Origin of the sequence: Streptomyces sp. PH10-H1 (assembly GCF_030063355.1) — a bacterium.
Classification (GTDB): Bacteria; Actinomycetota; Actinomycetes; order Streptomycetales; family Streptomycetaceae; genus Actinacidiphila.
In genome coordinates, this window is the sequence record NZ_JASISZ010000025.1 from 60,535 (window position 1) to 83,455 (window position 22,921).

The 22,921-nt window shown below is 69.2% G+C and carries 22 protein-coding genes and 1 riboswitch; of the genes, 9 read left to right on the top strand and 13 right to left on the bottom strand.

The window, feature by feature from the left end:
• Positions 1-26 precede the first annotated feature (26 nt).
• Positions 27-677 (top strand): peptide deformylase, encoded by a 651-nt coding sequence (def, locus tag QMK24_RS17330; protein WP_283467003.1) that lies wholly within the window; start codon positions 27-29, stop codon positions 675-677.
• A 94-nt stretch (positions 678-771) separates the two neighbouring features.
• Here the strand turns inward: def and QMK24_RS17335 are convergent, their stop codons facing one another.
• From QMK24_RS17335 to QMK24_RS17345, 3 genes are all read right to left on the bottom strand, one after another.
• Positions 772-1,791, bottom strand: a complete 1,020-nt coding sequence (locus tag QMK24_RS17335) for a ribonucleotide-diphosphate reductase subunit beta (protein WP_283467004.1) — start codon at positions 1,789-1,791, stop codon at positions 772-774.
• Entirely contained in the window at positions 1,791-4,148 is a 2,358-nt protein-coding gene (locus QMK24_RS17340) for a ribonucleoside-diphosphate reductase subunit alpha (RefSeq protein ID WP_283467039.1), read from the bottom strand. Before QMK24_RS17340 ends, QMK24_RS17335 begins: the two co-directional genes overlap by 1 nt.
• Positions 4,149-4,316: 168 nt before the next feature.
• Positions 4,317-4,394, bottom strand: a riboswitch (cobalamin riboswitch).
• Positions 4,395-4,496: 102 nt separating this feature from the next.
• On the bottom strand, positions 4,497-4,679 hold the full coding sequence (locus QMK24_RS17345; RefSeq protein ID WP_283467005.1) for a hypothetical protein: 183 nt from the start codon (positions 4,677-4,679) through the stop codon (positions 4,497-4,499).
• An 88-nt stretch (positions 4,680-4,767) separates the two neighbouring features.
• Between QMK24_RS17345 and QMK24_RS17350 the strand changes: the two genes are divergently transcribed.
• Entirely contained in the window at positions 4,768-5,739 is a 972-nt protein-coding gene (locus QMK24_RS17350) for a helix-turn-helix domain-containing protein (protein ID WP_283467007.1), read from the top strand.
• A gap of 33 nt (positions 5,740-5,772) precedes the next feature.
• Here the strand turns inward: QMK24_RS17350 and mctP are convergent, their stop codons facing one another.
• The 3 genes from mctP to QMK24_RS17365 all read right to left on the bottom strand — a co-directional run bounded on the left by mctP (position 5,773) and on the right by QMK24_RS17365 (position 8,645).
• The gene (gene mctP, locus QMK24_RS17355) at positions 5,773-7,377 is read right to left on the bottom strand and encodes a monocarboxylate uptake permease MctP (protein ID WP_502962510.1); all 1,605 of its coding nucleotides are present in this window, start codon (positions 7,375-7,377) and stop codon (positions 5,773-5,775) included.
• A gap of 16 nt (positions 7,378-7,393) precedes the next feature.
• Positions 7,394-7,672 carry a DUF3311 domain-containing protein gene (locus QMK24_RS17360; RefSeq protein WP_283467009.1) on the bottom strand — a complete coding sequence of 93 codons (279 nt, stop codon included), beginning with the start codon at positions 7,670-7,672 and terminating at the stop codon, positions 7,394-7,396.
• Positions 7,673-7,862: 190 nt separating this feature from the next.
• Complete coding sequence (locus QMK24_RS17365; protein WP_283467010.1) at positions 7,863-8,645, bottom strand: GntR family transcriptional regulator; 783 nt, start codon at positions 8,643-8,645, stop codon at positions 7,863-7,865.
• A gap of 320 nt (positions 8,646-8,965) precedes the next feature.
• Between QMK24_RS17365 and QMK24_RS17370 the strand changes: the two genes are divergently transcribed.
• The 6 genes from QMK24_RS17370 to QMK24_RS17395 all read left to right on the top strand — a co-directional run bounded on the left by QMK24_RS17370 (position 8,966) and on the right by QMK24_RS17395 (position 16,738).
• Positions 8,966-10,261: an extracellular solute-binding protein gene (locus tag QMK24_RS17370; protein ID WP_283467011.1), complete on the top strand. Its 1,296-nt coding sequence runs from the start codon at positions 8,966-8,968 to the stop codon at positions 10,259-10,261.
• A 112-nt stretch (positions 10,262-10,373) separates the two neighbouring features.
• The gene (locus QMK24_RS17375) at positions 10,374-11,375 is read left to right on the top strand and encodes a carbohydrate ABC transporter permease (protein ID WP_283467013.1); all 1,002 of its coding nucleotides are present in this window, start codon (positions 10,374-10,376) and stop codon (positions 11,373-11,375) included.
• Positions 11,372-12,226: a carbohydrate ABC transporter permease gene (locus tag QMK24_RS17380; RefSeq protein ID WP_283467014.1), complete on the top strand. Its 855-nt coding sequence runs from the start codon at positions 11,372-11,374 to the stop codon at positions 12,224-12,226. The genes QMK24_RS17375 and QMK24_RS17380 overlap by 4 nt, the downstream gene beginning before the upstream one ends.
• The gene (locus QMK24_RS17385; protein ID WP_283467017.1) at positions 12,223-13,767 is read left to right on the top strand and encodes a glycoside hydrolase family 3 protein; all 1,545 of its coding nucleotides are present in this window, start codon (positions 12,223-12,225) and stop codon (positions 13,765-13,767) included. The genes QMK24_RS17380 and QMK24_RS17385 overlap by 4 nt, the downstream gene beginning before the upstream one ends.
• A 41-nt stretch (positions 13,768-13,808) precedes the next feature.
• Positions 13,809-14,879 carry an SIS domain-containing protein gene (locus QMK24_RS17390; RefSeq protein ID WP_283467018.1) on the top strand — a complete coding sequence of 357 codons (1,071 nt, stop codon included), beginning with the start codon at positions 13,809-13,811 and terminating at the stop codon, positions 14,877-14,879.
• Between the two features lie 410 nt (positions 14,880-15,289).
• The gene (locus QMK24_RS17395; RefSeq protein ID WP_283467042.1) at positions 15,290-16,738 is read left to right on the top strand and encodes a sensor histidine kinase; all 1,449 of its coding nucleotides are present in this window, start codon (positions 15,290-15,292) and stop codon (positions 16,736-16,738) included.
• A gap of 167 nt (positions 16,739-16,905) precedes the next feature.
• Here the strand turns inward: QMK24_RS17395 and QMK24_RS17400 are convergent, their stop codons facing one another.
• Complete coding sequence (locus tag QMK24_RS17400; RefSeq protein ID WP_138350912.1) at positions 16,906-17,163, bottom strand: WhiB family transcriptional regulator; 258 nt, start codon at positions 17,161-17,163, stop codon at positions 16,906-16,908.
• Positions 17,164-17,480: 317 nt separating this feature from the next.
• Positions 17,481-18,449 carry a diacylglycerol/lipid kinase family protein gene (locus QMK24_RS17405; RefSeq protein WP_283467020.1) on the bottom strand — a complete coding sequence of 323 codons (969 nt, stop codon included), beginning with the start codon at positions 18,447-18,449 and terminating at the stop codon, positions 17,481-17,483.
• Positions 18,450-18,497: 48 nt separating this feature from the next.
• Here QMK24_RS17405 and QMK24_RS17410 point away from each other — a divergent pair, with 48 nt between their 5' ends.
• Positions 18,498-18,911, top strand: coding sequence for a hypothetical protein (locus QMK24_RS17410; RefSeq protein WP_283467021.1), 414 nt, complete (start codon positions 18,498-18,500; stop codon positions 18,909-18,911).
• Between the two features lie 77 nt (positions 18,912-18,988).
• On the opposite strand, the gene QMK24_RS17415 is transcribed toward QMK24_RS17410, so the two are convergent.
• The 5 genes from QMK24_RS17415 to QMK24_RS17435 form a co-directional block, all read right to left on the bottom strand.
• Positions 18,989-19,954, bottom strand: a complete 966-nt coding sequence (locus tag QMK24_RS17415) for an RNA polymerase sigma factor SigF (RefSeq protein WP_283467022.1) — start codon at positions 19,952-19,954, stop codon at positions 18,989-18,991.
• A gap of 109 nt (positions 19,955-20,063) precedes the next feature.
• The gene (locus QMK24_RS17420) at positions 20,064-20,477 is read right to left on the bottom strand and encodes an ATP-binding protein (protein WP_138350908.1); all 414 of its coding nucleotides are present in this window, start codon (positions 20,475-20,477) and stop codon (positions 20,064-20,066) included.
• Positions 20,478-20,660: 183 nt separating this feature from the next.
• Positions 20,661-21,182 (bottom strand): GNAT family N-acetyltransferase, encoded by a 522-nt coding sequence (locus QMK24_RS17425; RefSeq protein ID WP_283467023.1) that lies wholly within the window; start codon positions 21,180-21,182, stop codon positions 20,661-20,663.
• Between the two features lie 9 nt (positions 21,183-21,191).
• A complete protein-coding gene (locus QMK24_RS17430) occupies positions 21,192-21,914 on the bottom strand; it encodes an AAA family ATPase (RefSeq protein WP_283467024.1) in 723 nt (240 codons plus the stop codon).
• A 13-nt stretch (positions 21,915-21,927) separates the two neighbouring features.
• Positions 21,928-22,830: a 1-aminocyclopropane-1-carboxylate deaminase/D-cysteine desulfhydrase gene (locus QMK24_RS17435; RefSeq protein WP_283467025.1), complete on the bottom strand. Its 903-nt coding sequence runs from the start codon at positions 22,828-22,830 to the stop codon at positions 21,928-21,930.
• Positions 22,831-22,921: the final 91 nt, after the last annotated feature.

Here is a 22,921-nt window from a genome sequence, read left to right on the forward strand (position 1 = left end):
GGTACCGGGAAGGCGTACGGCGGAACATGTCGCAGCAGGAAACCGAGCAGCAGCAGGACCAGCACGTCCACGGTGAGTCGTCGGAGTTCCTCGACGACATGACGGACGCCGAGGCGCGCGAGCTGGCGCACCGCGAGCGCGGGACGGCCCGGCCGATCACCGTGGTGGGCAATCCGGTGCTCCACAAGGAGTGCCGGGACGTCACGGAGTTCGACGGCGATCTCGCCGCTCTCGTGGACGACATGTTCGCCAGCCAGAAGGCCGCTGAGGGGGTCGGCCTCGCCGCCAACCAGATCGGCGTCGATCTGAAGGTCTTCGTCTACGACTGCCCCGACGACGACGGCCGGCGCCACACCGGTGCCGTCTGCAACCCCGTACTCGACGAGATCCCCGCCGACCGGCGCGTTCTCGACGACTCCAACGAGGGCTGCCTCTCGGTCCCCGGCGCCTACATGGAGCTGGCCCGCCCCGATTACGCGATCGTCCGCGGCCAGGACCTGCAGGGCAACCCCATCGCCGTCGAGGGCACCGGCTACTTCGCCCGCTGCCTCCAGCACGAGACCGACCACCTCTACGGCTACCTCTACATCGACCGCCTCTCCAAGCGCGACCGCAAGGACGTCCTCCGGCAGATGGCCGAGGCCACCCCCAAGTTCGAAACGGTCCCCAACGACTGACCGCCGCGCTCGCCGACGCGTAAGGGCCCCGCTCCTGGAATTCACCCTGGAGCGGGGCCCTTACGCGTTGACCGGGGGACGCGAGGTCTAGGGCCTAGAAGTCGTCGTCGAAGCCGACGGTGCCTTCGACCGCCACCTGATAGGCGGAGGGGCGGCGTTCGAAGAAGTTGGTCAGTTCCTGGACGCCCTGGAGCTCCATGAAGGAGAAGGGGTTCTCCGAGCCGTAGACCGGGGCGATGCCCAGCCGGGCGAGGCGCTGGTCGGCGACGCACTGGAGGTACTCGCGCATGGACGCGGTGTTCATGCCGGGCAGGCCCTCGCCGCAGAGGTCGTGGGCGAACTGGAGCTCGGCCTCGACGGCCTCGCGGATCATGTCGGTGATCTGCAGGTTGAGTTCATCGTCGAAGAGATCGGGCTCTTCCGTTCGGACGGTGTCGACGAACGCGAACGCGGCGTCCATGTGGCCGGTTTCATCTCTGAAGACCCAGTTGGTGCCGGTCGCCAGACCGTGCAGCAGGCCGCGGGAGCGGAACCAGTAGACGTAGGCGAAGGCGCCGTAGAAGAAGAGCCCCTCGATACAGGCCGCGAAGCAGATGAGGTTGAGGAGGAAGCGGCGGCGGTCGGACCTGGACTCCAGGCGGTCGATCTTCTCGACGGAGTCCATCCACTTGAAGCAGAACCGCGCCTTCTCGCGGATGGACGGGATGCTCTCGACGGCGTCGAAGGCGGCGGCCCGGTCATCGGGATCGGGGAGGTAGGTGTCGAGCAGCGTCAAGTAGAACTGGACGTGCACGGCCTCCTCGAAGAGCTGGCGCGAGAGGTAGAGGCGGGCCTCGGGGGAGTTGATGTGCTTGTAGAGGGTGAGCACGAGGTTGTTGGCCACGATCGAGTCGCCGGTCGCGAAGAAGGCGACGAGGCGGCCGATCATGTGCTGCTCGCCGGGGGACAGCTTGGCGAGGTCGGAGACGTCGGAGTGCAGATCGACCTCTTCGACGGTCCAGGTGTTCTTGATCGCGTTGTGGTAGCGCTCGTAGAACTCCGGGTAGCGCATGGGCCGCAGGGTGAGTTCGAAGCCCGGGTCGAGGAGGTGCTTCTGCTTGGTGGGGGTGGTCATTACTGGCAGGCCTCGCAGGACTCGGGGTTTTCCAGGGAGCAGGCGACGGCGTCGTCGTTCGTCTGCTGGATGGGGACGGGGACGGGGACGGTTGCGGGGGCGGGGGCGGCCGCGGCGGCGCGGGCGATCCGGGTGGCGGGCCGCGAGCGCAGGTAGTAGGTGGTCTTGAGGCCCTGCTTCCAGGCGTACGCGTACATCGAGCTGAGCTTGCCGATGGTGGGCGAGGCCATGAAGAGGTTCAGCGACTGGCTCTGGTCCAGGTACGGGGTGCGGGCCGCGGCCATGTCGATCAGGGCGCGCTGCGGCAGCTCCCAGGCGGTGCGGTACAGGGTCCGCACTTCTGCCGGGATCCAGTTGAAGCCCTCGACGGAGCCGTTGGACTCGCGCAGCGCCTCGCGGGACTGGGCGTCCCACACGCCGAGCCCCTTGAGCTCGTCCACCAGGTAGGAGTTGACCTGGAGGAACTCACCCGACAGCGTCTCGCGCTTGAAGAGGTTGGAGACCTGCGGCTCGATGCACTCGTACACGCCGGCGATCGAGGCGATCGTCGCGGTCGGCGCGATGGCCAGCAGCAGCGAGTTGCGCATGCCGGTCCTCGCGATCCGGGCGCGCAGCGCGGCCCAGCGCTCGGGCCAGAGCGAGTCGGCGGTGTCGTAGTGGTCCGGGTGCAGGACGCCCTGGGCGGTACGGGTCTGCTCCCAGGCCGGGTGCGGGCCGTGCCGTTCGGCGAGGGCGGCGGAGGACTCGTAGGCGGCGAGCATGATGCGCTCGGAGATACGGGTGGACAGCGTCCGCGCCTCGGCGGAGTCGAAGGGCAGCCGCAGCTTGAAGAAGACGTCCTGCAGGCCCATCAGGCCCAGGCCGACGGGCCGCCAGCGGGAGTTCGACGCGCCGGCCTGCCCGGTCGGGTAAAAGTTGATGTCCACCACGCGGTCCAGGAAGGTGACGGCGGTGCGGACCGTGGCGTCGAGCTTCTCCCAGTCCATCTCGCCGTCGGCGCCCAGGTGGGCGGAGAGGTTGACCGAGCCGAGGTTGCAGACGGCGGTCTCGCCGTCGTCGGAGACCTCCAGGATCTCGGTGCACAGGTTCGAGGAGTGGACGACATTGCCGGGCAGCGCCGTCTGGTTGGCGGTGCGGTTGGCGGAGTCCTTGAAGTTCAGCCAGCCGTTGCCGGTCTGCGCGAGGGTGCGCATCATCCGGGCGTAGAGCTGACGGGCCTGGATGGTCTTGATGGCCAGCCCGGCGGACTCGGCCTTGTGGTACGCGGCGTCGAAGTCCCCGCCCCACAGGTCGACCAGCTCCGGCACGTCCGAGGGCGAGAAGAGCGACCAGTCGGTGTCGGCGTCCACCCGGCGCATGAACTCGTCGGGGATCCAGTGCGCGAGGTTGAGGTTGTGGGTACGCCGGGCTTCCTCACCGGTGTTGTCGCGCAGCTCGAGGAACTCCTCGATGTCGGCGTGCCAGGTCTCCAGGTAGACGGCGGCGGCGCCCTTGCGCCGTCCGCCCTGGTTGACGGCGGCGACGGAGGCGTCGAGGGTGCGCAGGAACGGCACGATGCCGTTGGAGTGCCCGTTGGTGCCGCGGATCAGCGAGCCGCGCGAGCGGATCCGGCTGAACGGGATGCCGATGCCGCCGGCGTGCTTCGACAGCCGGGCGACCTGGTGGTAGCGGTCGTAGATCGAGTCCAGCTCGTCGAGCGGCGAGTCCAGCAGGTAGCACGACGACATCTGCGGGTGCCGGGTGCCGGAGTTGAAGAGTGTGGGGGAGCTGGGGAGATACGAGAGGGTGCTGGTCAGCGCGTAGAGCTCGCCGACCTCGACGAGGGCCCGGACCGAGTGGTCCTCGGCCAGGCCGCAGGCGACGCGCAGCAGGAAGTGCTGCGGGGTCTCGATGACCTGGCGGCTGATCGGGTGCCGGAGCAGGTAGCGGCTGTGCAGCGTACGGAGGCCGAAGTACTCGAAGCGGTCGTCGGCGGTCTCGTCGATCATCGCGTCCAGGCGCGCGGCGTGCAGCATGACGAACTCGGCCGTGGCGTCGGCGATCAGGCCCTCGCGGTGCCCGACGGCGATCGAGGCGGAGAAGGAGACCGCGCCCTGTCCGGCCGCCTCGTCGGCGACCGCCCGGGAGAGCAGACGGGCCGCGAGGCGGCTGTACTGCGGGTCCTCGGAGATCAGCCCGGCGGCGGCCTCGGTGGCCAGCGACCGCAGTTCGGCCTCGTCCGATCCGGCGTTGCGGCCGCGGAGCGCGGCCGCGGCGACCCGGCCGGGGTCGGTGTCCGGGAGGTCGGCGGTGAGATCCGTCAGGGTGTGCAGCAGGATGGTTCCTGCTGAAGCGGGGGCTGCGGGCGCGATGGTCACGTTGGTGCTCTCTCCCTCGTACGCGGCGACGGCGTCGCGAGGGGAGGAGCAGGCGCGTTCGGGCACACCGCATCAGGACAGGTGTGTGCCATGTCGCGTCCGCCGGCCCAACCCGCGAGGCCCGGACAACACTGCACCCGGAAGGCTGGACCGGGTGCGCCGTCGGCAGGTGGCCGGACTGTGCGGGCGTGCGCAGGCACGACCGCTCACCGTTGCGGGGCAGTGCCGGATTCTCACCGGCTTCCCCTGCGCGGACAGCGGGCTTGAGCATACATCTAGTGGCGCCTCGCGGAGGTAACCCCAGATGTTGTGTCTGGTGTGGTGCGTCGCTGGAGGTGTGCGGTGGTCTCAGGCGATCGGGCTGAAGGTGCTCCGGGTGGGGGCGGACTGCTCCTCGTGGCGGCGTTCCGCCGCCCTGGCGGCGCGGATCTGGCGGGAGATGCGGAGTTCGACACGGAATCCGATCAGGGCCGGCAGTGCGAGGAGGAGGAACAGGGCGGTGGCGGCCACCAGGCCGAGGAAGGTGTTCATGCGTCTACTGTCGTCCGATCCGCCGCGCGGCGGCAGTGGCAGGACTGACGCACTACCGCAAATTCCTGCCAAGTGAGATGCTCGGAGCATGCTGAAGAACGTGGCAGTGGTCCTGATGGACGGTGGTCACGCCTTTGAACTGGGCGTCGTGTGCGAAGTGTTCGGCATCGACCGCAGTGAGCAGGGGCTGCCCGTCTACGACTTCGCCGTCGTGGCGGTCGGGTCGTCCCCGGTGCGGATGCACAACAGCATGACGGTGACGACTCCGTACGGAATCGACCGGTTGGAGGAGGCGGATCTCATCGCCGTTCCGGCGGGCTGCGACTTCCCTGACCGGGAGTATCCGCCGGAGCTGCTGCGCGCGCTGCGCGGCGTCGTCGAGCGGGGCGGCCGGGTGCTCAGCGTGTGCTCGGGGGCGTTCGTGCTGGGCGCGGCCGGGCTGCTGGACGGCCGGAGCTGCACGACTCACTGGCGGCACACGGAGGGGCTCGCGCGCCGCTTCCCGCTGGCGCGGGTCGAGCCGGATGTGCTCTACGTGGACGACGATCCGGTGATCACGTCGGCCGGGACGGCGGCCGGCATCGACGCCTGTCTGCATCTGGTCCGCAAGGAGCAGGGCGGCGCGGTGGCCACGGGCATCGCCCGGCGCATGGTGGTGCCGCCGCACCGGGAGGGCGGTCAGGCGCAGTACGTGGACCGGCCGCTGCCGCGCGGCCAGTGCGACACCGTGGGCGGGGTGCTCGGCTGGATGGAACGTCATCTGGACCGCGAGGTGACCGTCGAGGAACTGGCCGCCCGCGCCCATATGTCGCCGCGTACCTTCGCGCGCCGCTTCCAGCAGGAGACCGGCACCACGCCGTACCGCTGGCTGCTCGGCCAGCGGGTGCTGCTGGCGCGCGAGCTGCTGGAGGGGACGGACGAGACGATGGACGCGATCGCCTCCCGCGCGGGCTTCGGCAGCGCGGCCACACTGCGCCACCACTTCGCCCAGTGGGTGGGCACGACCCCGCAGTCCTACCGCCGGACGTTCAGGGACCCGGTGCCGGCGCGGAGCGCATGACACGGGGTCCCCGGCCCGAGGGGTACGGCCGGCTCAGTGGGCCGGCAGCGGCAGCTCCTCCTTGACGCCCGGCTCGCCGGAGTCGGCGGTGTAGTCCGCGGGAGAGGTCTCGTCTATCCCGTCGGGCGCCTTGAGGGCCTTCAGCACGAAGGTGAGGACGACCGCCACCACGACGTTGATCACGAAGGCGGTGAGGCCGATGTAGCCCTTCTCACCGATGTACGGGATCAGGTTGGTGTTCCCGAAGTGGTCCTGGGTGGCGCTCGGCGTGTCGTACGCCTTCCAGGTGCCGTAGAACATGCCCGCGGCCCAGCCCGCCAGCAGCGCCCAGCGGTGGAACCACCGGGTGAACAGGCCGCCGACGATCGCCGGGACGGTCTGCAGGATCCAGATGCCGCCCAGCAGCTGGAAGTTGATCGCCACCGTCTTGTCCATGGTGAGGACGAACACCAGCGCGCCGACCTTCACCAGCAGCGACACCAGCTTGGAGACCTTGGTCTCCTGCGCGGGGGTCGCGTCGGGCTTGATGAAGTCCTTGTAGATGTTGCGGGTGAACAGGTTCGCCGCGGCGATCGACATGATGGCCGCCGGCACCAGCGCTCCGATGCCGATCGCGGCGAAGGCCACGCCCGCGAACCAGTCGGGGAACATGTTCTCGAACAGCTGCGGGATCGCCGTCTGCGGGTTGTAGCCCTTGACCCCGACGCCGACACCGGCCGCCAGCGCCATGAAGCCGAGCATCGCCAGCAGGCCCAGCATCAGCAAGTACAGCGGCAGGATGGTGGTGTTGCGGCGGATGACGTTGCGGCTTCTGCTGGAGAGCACCGCGGTCACCGAGTGCGGGTACAGGAACAGCGCCATGGCCGAGCCGAGCGCCAGGGTCGCGTACGCCCACTGCGCCTGGGGTCCGGTCACCAGGGAGCCGCGTGGCTTCCCGGTCGCCGGGTTGACCGTCGAGTACGCCTTGCCCGCCTTGGCGAAGATGGCGTCGAATCCGCCCATCTTGTACGGGATGTAGATGATCGCCACCGCGATGACGATGTAGATCAGGGCGTCCTTGACGAAGGCGATCATCGCGGGCGCGCGCAGCCCGGAGGAGTACGTGTACGCCGCGAGCACGCCGAACGCGATCAGCAGCGGCAGGTCCTTCATGAACCAGCTGGCGTTCTCGCCGCCGCCCACGCCCATCACGTCCAGAACCGCCTGGATCCCGACGAGTTGCAGCGCGATGTACGGCATCGTGGCGAGGATGCCGGTGACGGCCATGGCCAGCGACAGCCCCTTGGAGCCGAAGCGGCCGCGGATGAAGTCCGAGGACGTCACGTAGCCGTGCTTGTGCGATATCGACCAGAGCCGCGGCAGGAAGAGGAAGACCAGCGGGTACGTGATGATCGTGTAGGGCACCGCGAAGAATCCGGCCGCGCCCGCCGCGTAGATCGCCGCCGGGACGGCGACGAAGGTGTACGCGGTGTAGAGGTCGCCGCCGAGCAGGAACCAGGTGATCCAGGTGCCGAAGTTCCGGCCGCCAAGACCCCATTCGTCGAGGCTGAGCGCGTTGTCCGCGCGGCGCCAGCGGGCCGCCAGGAAACCCATGGCGGTGACCGCCACGAAGAAGAAGATGAAGACGCCGAGCGCCACACCGTCACGCCACCGGTCATTTCGCGGCCCCCTTGCGTGCGCGCTCCTCACGGCGGACCAGGAGGTAGGCGATCGTGGTCAGTCCGGCCGAGATGAACACCCAGGCCATCTGGTACCAGTAGAAGAACGGGATGCCGATGAACTCCGGCGTCAGCCGCGCGTAGGAACCGACCCACAGCATCGCGACGAACGGGATGACCAGGCATACACCGGCCACCACACGCGAAGGTGTGACGACCGGTGTGCGGCTGGACGTACCGGGCGTATTGGGCGTGTTGGGCGGTGGTGCTGACATCTTCTCGGCTCCGTCCCCTAGAGCGAATCTCCTGCTGAATGCGCAGGAAATCTAGGGCAGCGGTCCGCCACGCGTCACTACCGGTCCGTATATCGGTACGGAGTCGATCCCGGACGAGAACGGGATCAGCGGGGGTATGCCGCGAATCGTGCGGGAATCACCCGGGTGTCGAGCCGCGGCCGGCCGGGGTTCAGGCGGTGGGGCGCTTCAGACGGGCGACGAACTTGTAGCGGTCGCCGCGGTAGACGGAACGCACCCATTCGACCGGTTCGCCCGTGGTGTCGATGGAGTGCCGGGACAGCATCAGCATCGGCAGGCCGACGTCGGTGCCGAGCAGGCCCGCCTCGCGGGGGGTGGCCAGCGAGGTCTCGATGGTCTCCTCGGCCTCGGCCAGCCGTACGTCGTAGACCTCCGCCAGCGCCGTGTAGAGAGAGGTGTACTTGGCGAGGCTGCGGCGCAGCGCGGGGAAGCGCTTCGCCGACAGATGGGTGGTCTCGATCGCCATCGGTTCGCTGTTGGCGAGCCGCAGCCGCTCGATGCGCAGGACGCGGCCGCCGGTCTTCATGTCGAGGAGGCCGGCGAGCCGGTCATCCGCGGTGATGTAGCCGATGTCCAGGAGCTGCGAGGTCGGCTCCAGACCCTGGGCGCGCATGTCCTCGGTGTACGAGGTCAGTTGCAGGGCCTGGGAGACCTTCGGTTTGGCGACGAAGGTGCCCTTGCCCTGGATGCGTTCGAGCCGCCCTTCGACGACCAGTTCCTGCAGGGCCTGCCGCACGGTGGTGCGGGAGGTGTCGAATTCCGCCGCGAGCGTGCGCTCGGGCGGGACCGGTGTGCCGGGCGGCATGGTCTGCGTGATGTCCAGCAGATGCCGCTTGAGGCGGTAGTACTTGGGCACACGCGCGGTGCGCCCGGCGGCACCCGCCGTCTCCGGCACGTCCGATGCCGGCGTGCCGCCGCCCCCGTCGCTGTCCATGACGTCTACTCCCGACTGCTGTCGTGCTGCCGTCACCGGCTCCTCCGTCTATCGCGGCTCACATGGTGGCACGGGCTGCTGTGGTCCAGGGGGCCGCAGGCAGGTGACGTCCCCCTCAGGTGTCGGTCCGATAACAGAGCCGACAGCGCTTCTTATACACCCTTGACACCCCTAAAGGTCTAGGCCAAGCTGCGCTCACTGGTCTAAACCATTAAAGACCAATCCCAGACCCACAAGCAGGACGCGGCATTTGCCGTGTCTCGCGGCAGCCGACTTTTCGGGCGGTGGGGGGTGGTTTCGGGCATCCTGAGGAGGGTGGCATGAAGCGCAAGCTCATCGCGGCAATCGGTGTCGCGACCATGATCGGTGGCGTCGCGGCCTGTGGCAGCGGCACGAAGGCCAATGACGCGGCGAAGCCGGCGGACCGCAAGGACACCGTGACCGTCTGGCTCATGAGTGACGCACAGAGCACCTGGCCCGAGCTGGTCAAGAGCGTCAACGACGAGTTCAAGGCGAAGTACCCGAACGTCACCGTCAAGGTGCAGTACCAGCAGTGGAGCGACAAGGTCCAGAAGCTGGACGCCGCGCTCTCCGGTTCCAGCGCTCCGGATGTCGTCGAGCTCGGCAACACCGAGACCATGACCTACATCCTCAACGGTGCCCTCACCGAGGTCGACAAGACCAAGTTCGAGAATTCGGCCACGTGGATCAAGGGCCTCGAGGACACCTGCTCGTACCAGGGCAAGCTCTACTGCGTGCCGTACTACGCCGGTGCCCGTGTGGCGATCTACAACGCCGATGTCTTCAAGGCCGCCACCGGCTCCGCCGACATGCCGAAGACCGAGGCCGACCTGACCGCCGCCCTGGACAAGATCCAGACGGCCAAGGGCGCCGACAAGGCGTACTCGCCGCTCTACCTGCCGGGCGAGTACTGGTACGCGGCCATGTCCTACGTCAAGGCGTACGGCGGCCAGATCGCCAAGTACGACGGCGGCAAGTGGACCGGCACCCTGAACTCCCCCGAGGCGCAGGAAGGCCTCAAGCACTTCATCGACCTGGTCACCAAGTACAACCACGGCGACAAGACCAAGGACGAGGCGGACCACGCCGCGGTCATGGCCCAGGAGAAGACCGCGCTGATCTACGGCAACGGCTGGGAGTCCGGCAGCGTCGTCGACACGAAGGCGCCCGGCAACCCCAAGCTGAAGGACGCCATCAAGACGGCCGGCATGCCCGGCCCGAACGGCAAGGCCCTGCCGTCCTTCATCGGCGGCTCGGACCTCGCCGTGGTCGGCAAGTCCAAGGTCCAGGACCTCGCCAAGGAGTGGATCGCCAAGTTCACCAGTGAGAAGTCCGAGTCCGTGCTGGCCGGCAAGAAGATCCTGCCGAACAACACCAAGCAGTTGGAGCCGCTGAAGAGCGACCCGGCCACCGCGCCGATCGCCAACGCGGTGCCGGACGCCTGGTTCACCCCGATCGCGCCGGGCTGGGCCACCATCGAGAAGCAGAACGTCCTGAAGAACATGCTTCTCGACATCATCAAGGGCAAGTCCATCGCGGACGCCACCAAGGCTGCCGACGACAAGATCAACTCGCTGATCAACAACGCCTCCTGACCCCAGGCCCCGTCCCGCGGGCGGGGAGACAGGCGCTGAGGGAGCGGACGGTCCACGGTGGTGGGCCGTCCGCTCCCGCACCCGGCATGGACGACGAAGAAAGGTCAGCGAGATGAGTGCCGCCGACACGCATGCCACCGAGCCGTTGGAGCTGGGCCTGCCACAGAGCCCGGCACCGGACCGGCCCGCATCCGGGCGGGGGATCCGCCGCCGGTCGGCCACCCGGCAGAACAGAACCCTGCCGTACTTGCTGATCACCCCGGCCCTGGTGGTCATGGCGGGCGTGCTCGGCTGGCCGCTGATCGACACCGTGGTGCTGTCGTTCCAGGACATGCGGCGCAACAACCTGTGGGGCGGCACGACGCCGCCGTGGGTCGGCCTCGACCAGTACACCAAGATCCTCGGCGACTCCGAGTTCTGGCACGTGTTCATCCGTACGGTCGTCTTCGTCGCCGTCTGCGTCTTCTTCACCATGGTGCTCGGGCTGCTCATAGCGATGCTGCTGCAGCGGGTCTCCGCATGGGTGCGGGTGATGATCACCAGCGCGATGGTCGCCGTCTGGGCGATGCCGCTGCTGGTCTCCACCTCGGTCTTCAAGTTCATGTTCGACTCGGACTACGGCCTGGTCAACCAGCTGCTCAGCAAGCTGCCCGGGGTCGACTACGCCGGGCACAACTGGTTCCTCGACCCCAACTCGGGTCTGGCGATCATCGCCGCCCTGGTGGTCTGGGCCGCGATCCCGTTCATCGCCATCAGCCTTCACTCGGCGCTCACCCAGGTGCCCAAGGAGCTGGAGGAGGCGGCCAGGATCGACGGCGCCAACGGCTTCGGCATCTTCCGGTTCGTCACCTTCCCGGTGATCAAGCCGGTCTTCGTCATGACCACCACGCTGTCGATCATCTGGGACTTCGGCGTGCTCGGCCAGGTGCTGCTGATGCGCAACAACCACCCGGAGCCGGACTACCAGTTGCTTGGCCTCTACTCCTTCACCCAGGCGTTCACCAGTAACTCCTTCAGCACGGGTGCCGCGATCTCCATCATCACCGTGGTGATGCTGTCCGGCGTCTCCGTCTACTACCTGCGCCAGCTGATGAAGATCGGAGAGGTCGAGTGAGTACCGCCGCCAAGGTCACCTACCAGAGCAAGAAGAAGAACCGCACCGGCTGGAACATCCTCGGCCTGCTCACCTTCGTGGTGATGGGCTTCCCGGTCTACTGGATGGTCATCACCGCGCTGCGGCCCAGCACCGAGATCCTCAGCTACCACCAGAAGCTGTGGCCGAGCTCGATCACGTTCGACCAGTTCCAGCGGGCGATGGACATGCCCAACTTCTGGGACAACGTGAAGAGCAGCGTGATCATCTCGCTGTTCAGCGTCGTCATCGCCATCGGCGTCGGCCTGCTCGCCGCCTACGCCCTCGGCCGCTTCCACTTCTGGGGCCGCCGCGGTCTGATGATCACGCTGCTGCTGATCCAGATGATCCCCGGCACGTCGATGCTGATCCCCATCTACATCCAGCTCAACGACATGGGCGGGCTGAACCAGTACTGGGGTGTCATCGTCGTGTACGCGGCGACGACGCTGCCCTTCTCGGTGTGGATGCTCCGCGGATTCATCGTCAACATCCCCAAGGAGCTGGAGGAGTCGGCCATGGTCGACGGCTGCAGCCAGATGGCCGCATTCCGCCGGGTCGTCTTCCCGCTGCTCGCCCCCGGCCTCGTCGCCGCCTCGATCTACGCCCTGATGACGGCCTGGAACGAATACCTTTTCGCGTATGTCCTCCTGCAGGACAACGACAAGTACACCCTCAGCATTTGGCTGCTGAACTTCACCGGGCAGCGCGGTACCGACTTCGGCGCGCTGATGGCGGGCTCGATCCTGGTGGCCCTGCCCGTGGTGATCTTCTTCGTCATGGTCCAGCGCAAGGTCGCTTCCGGTCTGACCGCCGGGGCGGTGAAGGGATGACCGTCATTACTGCCGACTCCGCCCCCGACACCCTCACGCGGGACGCGCTCGCCGTCCTGCAGCCCGGATTCATCGGGACCACCGCGCCCGAGTGGCTGCTGCGCCGGCTCGCCGAAGGCCTCGGCTCCGTGGCCCTGTTCGCCCGGAACATCGAATCGCCCGAGCAGCTGTCCGCGCTCACCGCGCAACTGCGCGCGGTACGCCCTGACGTGCTGGTCGCGGCCGACGAGGAGGGCGGCGACGTCACCCGCCTCGAAGCGCGCACCGGATCGTCGTTCCCCGGCAATCTCGCGCTCGGCGCGGTCGACGACCCGGACCTGACGCAGGAGGTGGCGGCGGAACTCGGCCGCCGGCTCGCGATCTGCGGGGTCAACCTCAACTGGGCGCCGTCCGCCGACGTCAACTCCGACCCGGGCAACCCGGTGATCGGCGTACGGTCCTTCGGCTCCGACCCGCACCTCGTCGCGCGCAACACCGCCGCGTACATCACGGGGCTGCAGTCCGCCGGGGTGGCGGCCTGCACCAAGCACTTCCCCGGCCACGGCGACACCGCCGTCGACTCCCACCACTCGCTGCCGAACATCGAGGTCGGGCTGCAGACCCTGCGGGACCGCGAACTGGTGCCGTTCCGGGCCGCCATCGCCGCCGGTACCAAGGCCGTGATGAGCGCGCACATCCTGGTGCCCGCCCTCGACCCCGACCGGCCGGCCACGCTCAGCCCCAGCGCGCTCAACGGGCTGCTGCGCGCGCCCGTCGCGGAGGGCGGCCTCGGCTACGACGACCTCATCGTCACCGACGGCATCGAGATGCAGGCCATCGCGGCGACCTACGGCATCGAGCGCGGCACCGTCATGGCGCTGCTGGCCGGCGCCGACGCCATCTGCGTCGGCGGCGGTCTCGCCGACGAGGACACCGTGCTGCGACTCCGCGACGCCATCGTGCGCGCGGTGCGCGAGGGCGACCTCCCCGCGGAGCGGCTCGCCGACGCGGCCGCCCGGGTGCGGCTCCTCGCGGCATGGACGGCCGAGCGGTCGGGTGCGGCGGAGGGGACCGCACCCGACCCTGAGGTCGGCCTCATCGCGGCCCGCAGGGCCGTGCGCGTGACCCGGACGGAGGAGTACGTACCGATCGCGACCGCTCCGTACGTGGCCGCCTTCACCCCCGTGGCGAACATCGCGGTCGGCGCGGAGACACCCTGGGGCGTGGCGGCGGAACTGGAGAGGCTGCTGCCGGGCACCGTGACCGGCACCTTCCGGGAGGCGGACGCCGCCGACGGTGGTGTGCCCGCGCTCTGCGCGAAAGTGCTGCAGTCCGCGTCCGACCGTAGGATCGTCGCAGTGGTCCGCGACGTCCACCGCCACCAGTGGATGGCCGACGCATTGGACGCCCTGCTCGCCGCCCGGCCCGACACGGTCGTGGTGGAGATGGGAGTGCCTCAGGCGCCGCCGTCCGGTGCGCTGCACATCGCGACCCACGGCGCGGCCCGCGTGTGCGGGCGAGCAGCCGCGGAGGTCATCGCCGGCAAGGAAGCCGGGGCCTGACCGGCGCGGAGGAGATACGCAACAGCCTGGAGGCCCACCGCATGACCGCCACGACTCCGGCCCAGCAGTCCCGTACGCCGGGCCGGATCATGTCCGGTGAGATGGCCGAACAACCTGCCGTCCTGCGGCGCATCCTGGAGCGTGGCGCGCCGCGGATCCGCGAGATCGCCGAGCAGATCGCGGCGCGCAGCCCGCGCTTCGTGCTGCTCACCGCGCGCGGCACATCCGACAACGCGGCGCTGTACGCGAAGTATCTGATCGAGGTGCTGCTCGGCAAGCCGGCGGGCCTGACCTCCATGTCCACCACCACCGCCTACGGCGCGACGCCCGACCTGACGGACTGCCTGGTCATCACCGTCAGCCAGTCCGGCGGCTCGCCGGACCTGGTGGCCTCCACCCGGGCGGCACGCGAGGCCGGTGCGGTCACCCTCGCGGTGACGAACAACCCGGAGTCCCCACTCGCCGAGGTCTCCGAGTTCCACATCGATGTGCTGGCCGGTCCGGAGAAGGCGCTGCCGGCGACCAAGACGTACACCGCCGAGCTGCTCGCCCTCTATCTCTTCGTCGAGGGCCTGCGCGGCGGGGACGGCTCGGCCGCCAAGGTGCTGCCGGAGCTGGCCGAGCAGATCCTGGCGCGCGGCGCCGAGGTCAAGGCGCTGGCCGGCCGTTACCGCTTCGCCGAGCGCATGGTGATCACCTCGCGCGGCTATGGCTACCCGACCGCGAAGGAAGCCGCGCTGAAGCTGATGGAGACCAGCTACATCCCGGCCCTGGCGTACTCGGGCGCCGACCTGCTGCACGGTCCGCTGGCGATGGTCGACAACATCTCGCCGGTCATCGCCATCGTGACCGAGGGCAAGGGCGGCGAGGCCCTCCAGCCGGTCCTCGACCGGCTGCGCGGCCGCGGCGCCGACCTGGTCGTCATCGGCCCGCAGGCCCAGGTGGACGCCGCCTCCGCGGGCTTCGCCCTGCCGACGCACGGCGTCGCCGAGGAGGTCCAGCCGATCCTGGAGATCCTGCCCCTGCAGATGCTGGCCTACGAGGTCACCATCGCCCGCGGCCAGGACCCCGACGCCCCGAGAGCTCTCGCCAAGGTGACCGAGACCCACTGACGGCCGCGGATCCCCGGAACGCCCCGTCGCATCGCGCGACCCGGCCTTCCGGGGATCTGTGCGGTGCGGGTGCGGCACGCCGGGGAACACCCCGGAAAACGCCACGGGCCGCGGCGCCGGGAAGGGACCCTCAGCCCTTCCAGCACCGCAGCCCGGAGCTGCTGTCGACACCGTGGCCGACGGGGTGTGCGGTTCCCCGTGGCCCAGTAGGGCCGACCGGTGAGGCCGCGGCGTAGTCAGGGCAGAGAACGCCTGGCCTCGTTCCATCCTCCTGTGCGGGGAGGATGGAGGTCTGTCGGCCCATTGTGGACTAGACCATTCGCCGTTGTCCATGGGGTCGCCGGTATCGACGGAAAAAGCCGCGGCACGAATGGCGGGAATGGGCCTGTACGCTCGCACTCGTGCCCTCCATGAACGACCTCGTACGCCAGCACACGGCCCTCGACGACTCCGATCTCGAATGGCTTCACCTGCTGGTCTCCGAGTGGCAGCTGCTCTCCGACCTGTCCTTCGCCGACCTCGTCCTGTGGGTGCCCACCCTCGACGGCACACGCTATGTCTCGGTCGCCCAGATGCGGCCGAACACCGGGCCGACGTCCTACCAGGACGACATGGTCGGCCATCTGGTGCCGCGCGGCCGCCGCCCCATGCTCGACGCCGCGCTCGACGAGGGCCGGATCGTCCGTGAGGGCGATCCCGAATGGCGCGAGGAGGTCCCGGTCCGGGTCGAGTCGATCCCGGTCCGCCGCGAGGGCCGGGTGCTGGGCGTCATCGCCCGCAACACCAACCTGCTGACCGTCCGCACCCCCAGCCGGCTCGAGCTCACCTATCTGCAGAGCGCCTCGGACCTGGCGCAGATGATCGCGGCCGGGTCCTTCCCGTTCCCCGCCGAGCAGGTCGACATGGACGCCTCGCCGCGAGCCGGCGACGGCCTGATCCGGCTCGACGCGGACGGCGTCGTGCAGTACGCCAGCCCCAACGCGCTCTCCGCGTACCACCGGTTGGGCCTGGCCGCCGACATCGTCGGCCTGCACCTCGGCGCGGCCACCGCCGAACTCGCCCCCGCCCGCGGCCCGGTGGACGAAGCGCTGGTAACGCTCGCCAGCGGCTGGGCGCCCCGCGAGACCGAGGTCGAGGGCGGCGACGGCGTCATCCAGCTGCGCACCATCCCGCTCCGGCCCAAGGGCACCCACATCGGTTCGCTGGTGCTGCTCCGCGATGTCACCGAACTGCGGCGCCGCGAGCGCGAGTTGATGACCAAGGACGCCACCATCCGGGAGATCCACCACCGGGTGAAGAACAATCTGCAGACCGTTGCCGCGCTGCTGCGGCTGCAGGCCCGGCGGATGGATTCGGACAAGGCGCGCGAGGCGCTGGAGGAAGCGGTCCGCCGGGTCGGCTCGATCGCGATCGTGCACGAGACGCTGTCGCAGAACCTCGACGAACGCGTCGAGTTCGATGAGATCGCCGACCGGGTGCTCGCGATGGTCGCCGAGATCTCGCCAGGACTCGTCACGGTCCGCCGCACCGGCCGCTTCGGCATCCTGACCGCCGAGGTCGCCACCCCCTTGGCGATGGTCCTCACCGAACTGCTGCAGAACGCGCTGGAGCACGGCTTCGGCCCGGGGGAGAGCGGCACGGTCGACGTCGGAGCGACGGCCGGCCGGGACAAGCTGATCATCACCGTCCAGGACGACGGACGCGGGCTCCCGGAAGGCTTCGACCCGCAGCGGGCGGGGAATCTGGGCCTGCAGATCGTCCGCACGCTGGTGGTCGGCGAACTGGCCGGCACCTTCGACATGGTCGCGGCGCCGCAACGCGGCACCAAGGTGGTGCTGGAACTCCCCGCCGAGGCCTGAGGCAAGTCGGGGGACGGACAAGCAGGGGACGGACAAGCAGGGGACAGACAGGCACGGGACAGACAGCAGTAAGCCCCGGCCGCCAGGCGGCCGGGGCTTACTGAATGCTCTGTGCTGCGCGTACGAATCAGGTGCTGCGCGCTGCGGCTCGGGGGTAAAGCGGGGCGTCAGACGCTGGCGTTACGGGCCCTGTTGCGGGCGGCGCGGCGCTTCATTGCGCGACGCTCGTCCTCGCTGAGGCCACCCCAGACGCCTGCGTCCTGGCCACTCTCCAACGCCCACTGCAGGCACTGCTCCATGACGGGGCAGCGGCGGCAGACGGCCTTGGCTTCCTCGATCTGCAGCAGCGCAGGACCGGTGTTGCCGATGGGGAAGAAGAGTTCCGGGTCTTCCTCGCGGCAAACGGCGCGATGACGCCAGTCCATGGCTGCTCCAACTCCTTTGTGACAAGCACGTTGCTTGTGAATGTGAACGCTTTCACGAATCCCCTCACAGGACACGGCACTACGCCCAGTGACCTGGTGCAGTCCCGCTGATGTGAGGTGGTGGATTCGGGCTCTCAAGGGACTCCGGTTGTTGGCCGTCCCGATCGCCAAGAAGAGACTCGCAAACCTGGGCGGCGGATACAACCCCTTCAGGAAAGTTTTTTTTGATTCCTCGGTGTCGCCTGCATCACAGCCGTACTTCCATGGGGTGCAGGGCAGCCTAAACGTTCGAGTAAAAGGACTTTGGGCTCTTCCGCTTACACAATCACACGCAGTGCACGGCGTACGCCTGTGAAGGTTGCGCTGGTACGCAGCCCCAGGTGGTCGCCGTCCACCTGGAAGGGGAGCGGAGCCTGCGAATGCAAGGTGAAGTCCGTCAGGTCGTGCAGGGACGCCACATGCTTACCGTGCGGGCCTTGATCAGGGGTGGAGCGCAGGAGCTGCGTGGCGTAACGGACCGCTGACGTCACCGACATCTTCGACACACCCAGCAGATCCAGGCCCGCGTCGAAGGAGGCGTCCGGGGAGGCGAACACCGGACGATTGCCCAGGTAGGTCCAGGGGGCGGTGTTGCAGACTATGGCCAGCACCAGCCCGGTGACCGGGTCCTCGTCCGGCCGGTCCATGGTGATCGAGCCCGCACGCCGGTACGGCTCCGCCAGGAACTGGCGCATCACCTGGCGCATGTACAGCGCGTGCGTCGAGCGCTTTCCCATTTCCCGCTGCTGTTCGACCCGCCCCACCACGCCGGCGTCGAATCCCAGTCCCGCGCAGAAAGTGAACCAGCGCGACGGCACTCCCTCGTCCTCGGTACCGGGGGTGCCGCTCACCAGACCGAGGCCGACCGTGCGCGACGAGCGGTCGCGGATGGCGTCCAGCAGCGCGCCGGTCGCCTCGACGACGTCATTGGGCATCCCCAGGGCGCGCGCGAAGACATTGGTGGATCCGCCGGGGACCACGGCCAGCTGCGGCAGGCGGTCGGGGTCGGGGCCGTTGTGCAGCAGTCCGTTGACCACTTCATTGACCGTGCCGTCGCCGCCGAGCGCGACGACCAGTTCGATCTCGCCGCCCTCCGCCGCCTGCCGCGCGAGATCGCGGGCGTGGCCGCGGTACTCCGTGGCGGCCACTTCCAGTTTCAGATCGCTGGCGAGGGCATGGGCGAGTACATCACGGACCCGCGCGCTGGTGGTGGTGGCAGCAGGGTTGACCACGAGAAGTGCGCGCATGGGGGGAAGCGTACCTACCCATAAGTACACCGGGCTACGCTGGCTCGCGTGAGCCAGATCCTCCGGACCCAGTCCCTCAAAACACGCCGGCTGACGGCCGCCGCGGGCGTCGCGGCCCTTGAAGGGCTGGCCCTCGCGGGCTGCGGGGTGGCCCTGCTCGTGCTGGCCCTCGCCGGTCACCCGGCCAGCGTCGGGAACGCCCTCGTGGGCGCGTTCACCGTGCTCGCCCTCGCCGCGATCCCGCTGGCGGCCGCCTATGGGCTGCTGCACGCCCGGCGCTGGAGCCGGGGGCCCGCGCTGATCATCCAGCTGCTGGCGCTGCCGGTCGCCTGGACGCTCTTCAACGGTGCGGGCCCGCTCGTCGCGGCCGGCGTCGCGCTCGCGCTCGTGGCACTGGCCGGCCTGGCGCTCCTGGTGCACCCCGCCACGACCGCCGCCCTCGGCATCGGCGACCGCGGCTAGAGCCGGACGTTGGGCCGGACGTAAGCCGAACGTAGAGCCGGGCGGACCTGGGGCCCGTCCGGCCCTACGCGGCGGGCCTACTCCTCGACGAGGAGCTTCTCGCGGAGCTGCATGAGCGTGCGGGCGAGGAGGCGGGAGACGTGCATCTGGGAGATGCCGACCTCCAGGGCGATCTGCGATTGGGTCATGTTGCCGAAGAAGCGCAGCATGAGGATCTTCTTCTCCCGGGGCGGCAGTGACTCCAGGAGCGGTTTGAGCGATTCGCGGTACTCGACGCCTTCGAGCGCCTCGTCCATGGCGCCGAGGGTGTCCGCGACGGCGGGTGAGTCGTCGTCCGTGTCGGGAACGTCCAGGGACAGGGTGCTGTAGGCGTTCGCGGATTCGAGGCCCTCCAGCACCTCCTCCTCCGTGATCTTGAGCTGTACCGCCAGCTCATGCACGGTCGGCGCCCGGCCGAAGCGCTGGGAGAGCTCACCGGTGGCGGTGGTGAGAGCCAGCCGCAGCTCCTGGAGCCGGCGCGGGACGCGTACCGCCCAGCCCTTGTCGCGGAAGTGACGTTTGATCTCGCCGACGACCGTGGGGGTGGCGTACGTGGAGAACTCGACGCCCCGGTCCACGTCGAAGCGGTCGACGGACTTGATCAGACCGATGGTGGCGACCTGGGTGAGGTCGTCCAGCGGCTCCCCGCGGTTGCGGAAACGCCGCGCCAGGTGCTCCACCAGGGGCAGGTGCATGCGCACCAGCCGGTTGCGCAGCTCGGCGCGTTCCGGAGAGCCGTCCGGGAGCTTGCTCAGCTCCACGAAGAGCGCTCGGGCGCCGGCCCGGTCATGCGGGTCGTGCTGCTCTTGCTGGTCCATGGGATCCGCCTGCTCCGCCGCGTCCATTCCATCCGTACGGGACCCGGGGTGCTGCCGCGCCGAATACCGCCCGGCCGCCCCGGCGGGCGACGCCTGGGCGGGTACGGCGGCACGGGTCCGCACCGCGGGCGCGTCGCTGTCCGCCGGGGGTCCGGGAGCTGCCTCCCGGGAAAGATCAGCACTCATGGCGTTTCCCCGTTCCGTGCACGGTTGTACCGTTACCGGCCCTTCGGGGGACCGGTCCACGCTGACCTGCTTCGGGTCCGCGCCTGCGGGCTGCCTGCATCTGGGGACCTCACGACTGTCCGGGGCCGGCACCGCGCTTCTTGTGCAGGCTGATGCTGACGGTCTTGTCCTCCGCGACCGTGGCATCCACCTCTCCCGCCAGTGCGGAGAGCACTGTCCAGGCGAACGTGTCCCGCTCCGGAGCACGGCCATCGGTCGTGGGCGCCGACACTCTCACCCACAGAGCGTCTCCGACGAGTCGGAAGACGCAACTCAATACGCTGCCGGGAACGGCCTGCTGCAGCAGGATCGCGCACGCCTCGTCCACGGCGATGCGCAGGTCTTCGATCTCGTCGAGGGTGAAGTCCAGCCGTGCCGCGAGTCCGGCCGTAGCCGTACGCAGCACCGACAGATAGGCCCCCGCCGCGGGCAGCCGGACCTCAACGAAGTCCTTCGTCCCGGGCTCGCCTGCGATCTGGGACACCCTCACCTCCAAGGTGGCACACAGTGATTGCTCTGGTCCGCCAGCGACGCTATCGCGATCTGTGCCCCGATGTCGCCCGGACGGAGCACAGCCGCCACCATGAGTGAGCCCTGGCCCGGTACCTCATGACTTGTCACCCATGGTAAGCGCACGAGTACGCAACGTGGCTAGGGGTGTGCGGTCTCAATTCGAAAGAGATGTCGCATCGTTGCTCTCGGTCGGAAGGACTGCCAGGTCGGCGAGGGTGTGCAGCGGTTCGCCGGTCAGTCGCTGCACGGTCCAGCCGTCCTGTCCGAGGGCGCCGATGGAGCGGTAGAAGCCGATCGCGGGATCATTCCAGTCCAGTACTGCCCACTCGAAGCGCTCGTAGCCGCGCGTTACGCAAATGGAGGCGAGTTCGGCCAGCAGCGCCTTTCCGTGGCCGCCGCCGCGCGATTCGGGCCTTACATACAGATCCTCCAGATACACACCGTGTGTGCCCGTCCACGTGGAGAAATTCAGGAACCACAGGGCGAATCCCACCGGGCCGCCCCCGGACTCGTCCTCGGCGATCAGTGCGAAGACCGCCGGGTTCGCACCGAAGAGAGCGCCGTGCAGCTGCTCCGGGGTGGCACGGGCTTCCTCCAGGGCCTTCTCGTACTCCGCGAGTTCGCGGATCATGGCGTGGACCGCCGGAACGTCGGCGGGGGTTGCGGCTCGGATCATGAGCCAAGGTTACGTCCCGATGATGTGGCGGAGGTAAGCGTTCGGATCGGCCAGATACCGGCGCCAGTGGTCGACGATGGCCAGCTCGTCCCACTGGACGGCATGGGCGCCCGCTTCGCCGATCTCCAGGATCGTGGCGCCCGGGGTCGCGGTCAGCAGGGGTGAGTGAGTGGCGCAGATCACCTGGGCTCCGGTGCTGCCGAGCTCGTGCATCAGGCCCACCAGATGGAGGCAGGAGGTGAAGGACAGGGCCGCCTCCGGCTCGTCCATCACGTACAGGCCCGGTTGCCGGAACATCTCGCGGAAGGCCGTCAGGAAGCCCTCGCCGTGGCTCATCGAGTGCACGGCGACGTCTTCGCGCTCCAGGGCGTCCAGGGCGGTCTCGGCGCGCAGGAAGAAGCCCTTGCGGCGGGTGCGGGGCCCTTCGAGCATCCGGCGGCCGGCGCGGGTGGCGTCGAAGCGGATCCGCTGCCCGAGGCCGGACCTGTCGCGGCCGCTCGCGTACTTGTAGCCGGCCCGGCCGCCGTACGAATCCAGCCCGAAGCCCTCCGCGAGCGCCTCGACCAGAGTGGATTTTCCCGAGCCGTTCTCGCCGACGAGGAAGGTGACCGGAGTGGTGAAGCGCAGGCCGCCGTCGAGCAGCTGGGCGACGGCGGGGACCCGCCAGGGCCACTGATCGGCCGGGAACTCGTCGGTGGCGGGGACGTGCGCGTAGGCGCGTTCGATCAGCACGGCCGTCCCGCCCTCATCCGGTCACCACGGCCGCGAGGCGGGTGCCGGGGGAGAAGGCGCCCTCGTCCGCCAGGGCGAACAGGCCGTACAGCATCTTCGCCACATAGACGCGGTCCAGGACCAGGCCGTGCCGGTCGGCGAAATCCTCCGCGAAGGCGTCCAGCCCGGGGCTGGTACGGGCGTACCCGCCGTGGTGGAAGCGCTCGTCGAGCCGCCACTGGCCGCGCCGCCCGCCGAACGCGGCCTCCTGCAGCTGCTGGATGCCGGCGTTCAGGAACCCGCCGCCCTTGAGCACCGGGAAGCCGATCACGCTCTGGGTGGCGGGCGCCAGCCCCGCGGCCAGGCCGGCCAGCGTCCCGCCGGTGCCGCAGGCCACCGCGACCACGTCCGCCGCGCCGCGCAGTTCCCTGCCGAGGTCGGCGCAGCCGCGCGCCGCCAGCGCGTTGCTGCCGCCCTCGGGGACCAGATAGCAGCGGCCGAACCGCTCCCTCAGGTGCTCGATGACCTCCGGCTCCGCCTTGCGGCGGTACGTGGACCGGTCGGCGAACTCCAGCCGCATGCCGTCGGCGGCGGCGCGGGCGAGCGAGGGGTTCAGCGGGCGCTGGGCCAGCTCGTCGCCCCGGACGACGCCGATGGTCGCGAAGCCCAGCAGCCGCCCGGCCGCGGCGGTGGCCCGCAGATGGTTGGAGTAGGCGCCGCCGAAAGTCAGCAGGGTGTCGTGTCCGGCCGCGGCGGCGGCCTCGAGATTGAGCCGCAGCTTGCGCCATTTGTTGCCCGGCAGGTCGGGATGGATCAGATCGTCCCGTTTGAGCAGCAGCTGGATCCCGTGCCGCGTCAGCCGCTCGTCCGTGATCCCGGTCAGCGGCGAGGGCAGCCGGGGTCGCAGCGCGTCGATCGGCAGGCCGGCGGTGGTCACCCCGTCATTGTCACCCGGAAGGGTGAGGTCGGCAGCCCGCGACCAGGGGCGCAGGGCCGTACGGGCGACACCCGGCCGATCGAGGGCGCAA

Coding starts and splice junctions, on each gene's coding strand:
- def (WP_283467003.1), top strand. CDS start 27: ATGTCGCAGCAGGAAACCGAGCAGCAGCAGGACCAGCACGTCCACGGT.
- QMK24_RS17335 (WP_283467004.1), bottom strand. CDS start 1,791: ATGACCACCCCCACCAAGCAGAAGCACCTCCTCGACCCGGGCTTCGAA.
- QMK24_RS17345 (WP_283467005.1), bottom strand. CDS start 4,679: ATGAACACCTTCCTCGGCCTGGTGGCCGCCACCGCCCTGTTCCTCCTC.
- QMK24_RS17350 (WP_283467007.1), top strand. CDS start 4,768: ATGCTGAAGAACGTGGCAGTGGTCCTGATGGACGGTGGTCACGCCTTT.
- QMK24_RS17360 (WP_283467009.1), bottom strand. CDS start 7,672: ATGTCAGCACCACCGCCCAACACGCCCAATACGCCCGGTACGTCCAGC.
- QMK24_RS17365 (WP_283467010.1), bottom strand. CDS start 8,645: ATGGACAGCGACGGGGGCGGCGGCACGCCGGCATCGGACGTGCCGGAG.
- QMK24_RS17370 (WP_283467011.1), top strand. CDS start 8,966: ATGAAGCGCAAGCTCATCGCGGCAATCGGTGTCGCGACCATGATCGGT.
- QMK24_RS17375 (WP_283467013.1), top strand. CDS start 10,374: ATGAGTGCCGCCGACACGCATGCCACCGAGCCGTTGGAGCTGGGCCTG.
- QMK24_RS17385 (WP_283467017.1), top strand. CDS start 12,223: ATGACCGTCATTACTGCCGACTCCGCCCCCGACACCCTCACGCGGGAC.
- QMK24_RS17390 (WP_283467018.1), top strand. CDS start 13,809: ATGACCGCCACGACTCCGGCCCAGCAGTCCCGTACGCCGGGCCGGATC.
- QMK24_RS17395 (WP_283467042.1), top strand. CDS start 15,290: ATGAACGACCTCGTACGCCAGCACACGGCCCTCGACGACTCCGATCTC.
- QMK24_RS17400 (WP_138350912.1), bottom strand. CDS start 17,163: ATGGACTGGCGTCATCGCGCCGTTTGCCGCGAGGAAGACCCGGAACTC.
- QMK24_RS17405 (WP_283467020.1), bottom strand. CDS start 18,449: ATGCGCGCACTTCTCGTGGTCAACCCTGCTGCCACCACCACCAGCGCG.
- QMK24_RS17415 (WP_283467022.1), bottom strand. CDS start 19,954: ATGAGTGCTGATCTTTCCCGGGAGGCAGCTCCCGGACCCCCGGCGGAC.
- QMK24_RS17425 (WP_283467023.1), bottom strand. CDS start 21,182: ATGATCCGAGCCGCAACCCCCGCCGACGTTCCGGCGGTCCACGCCATG.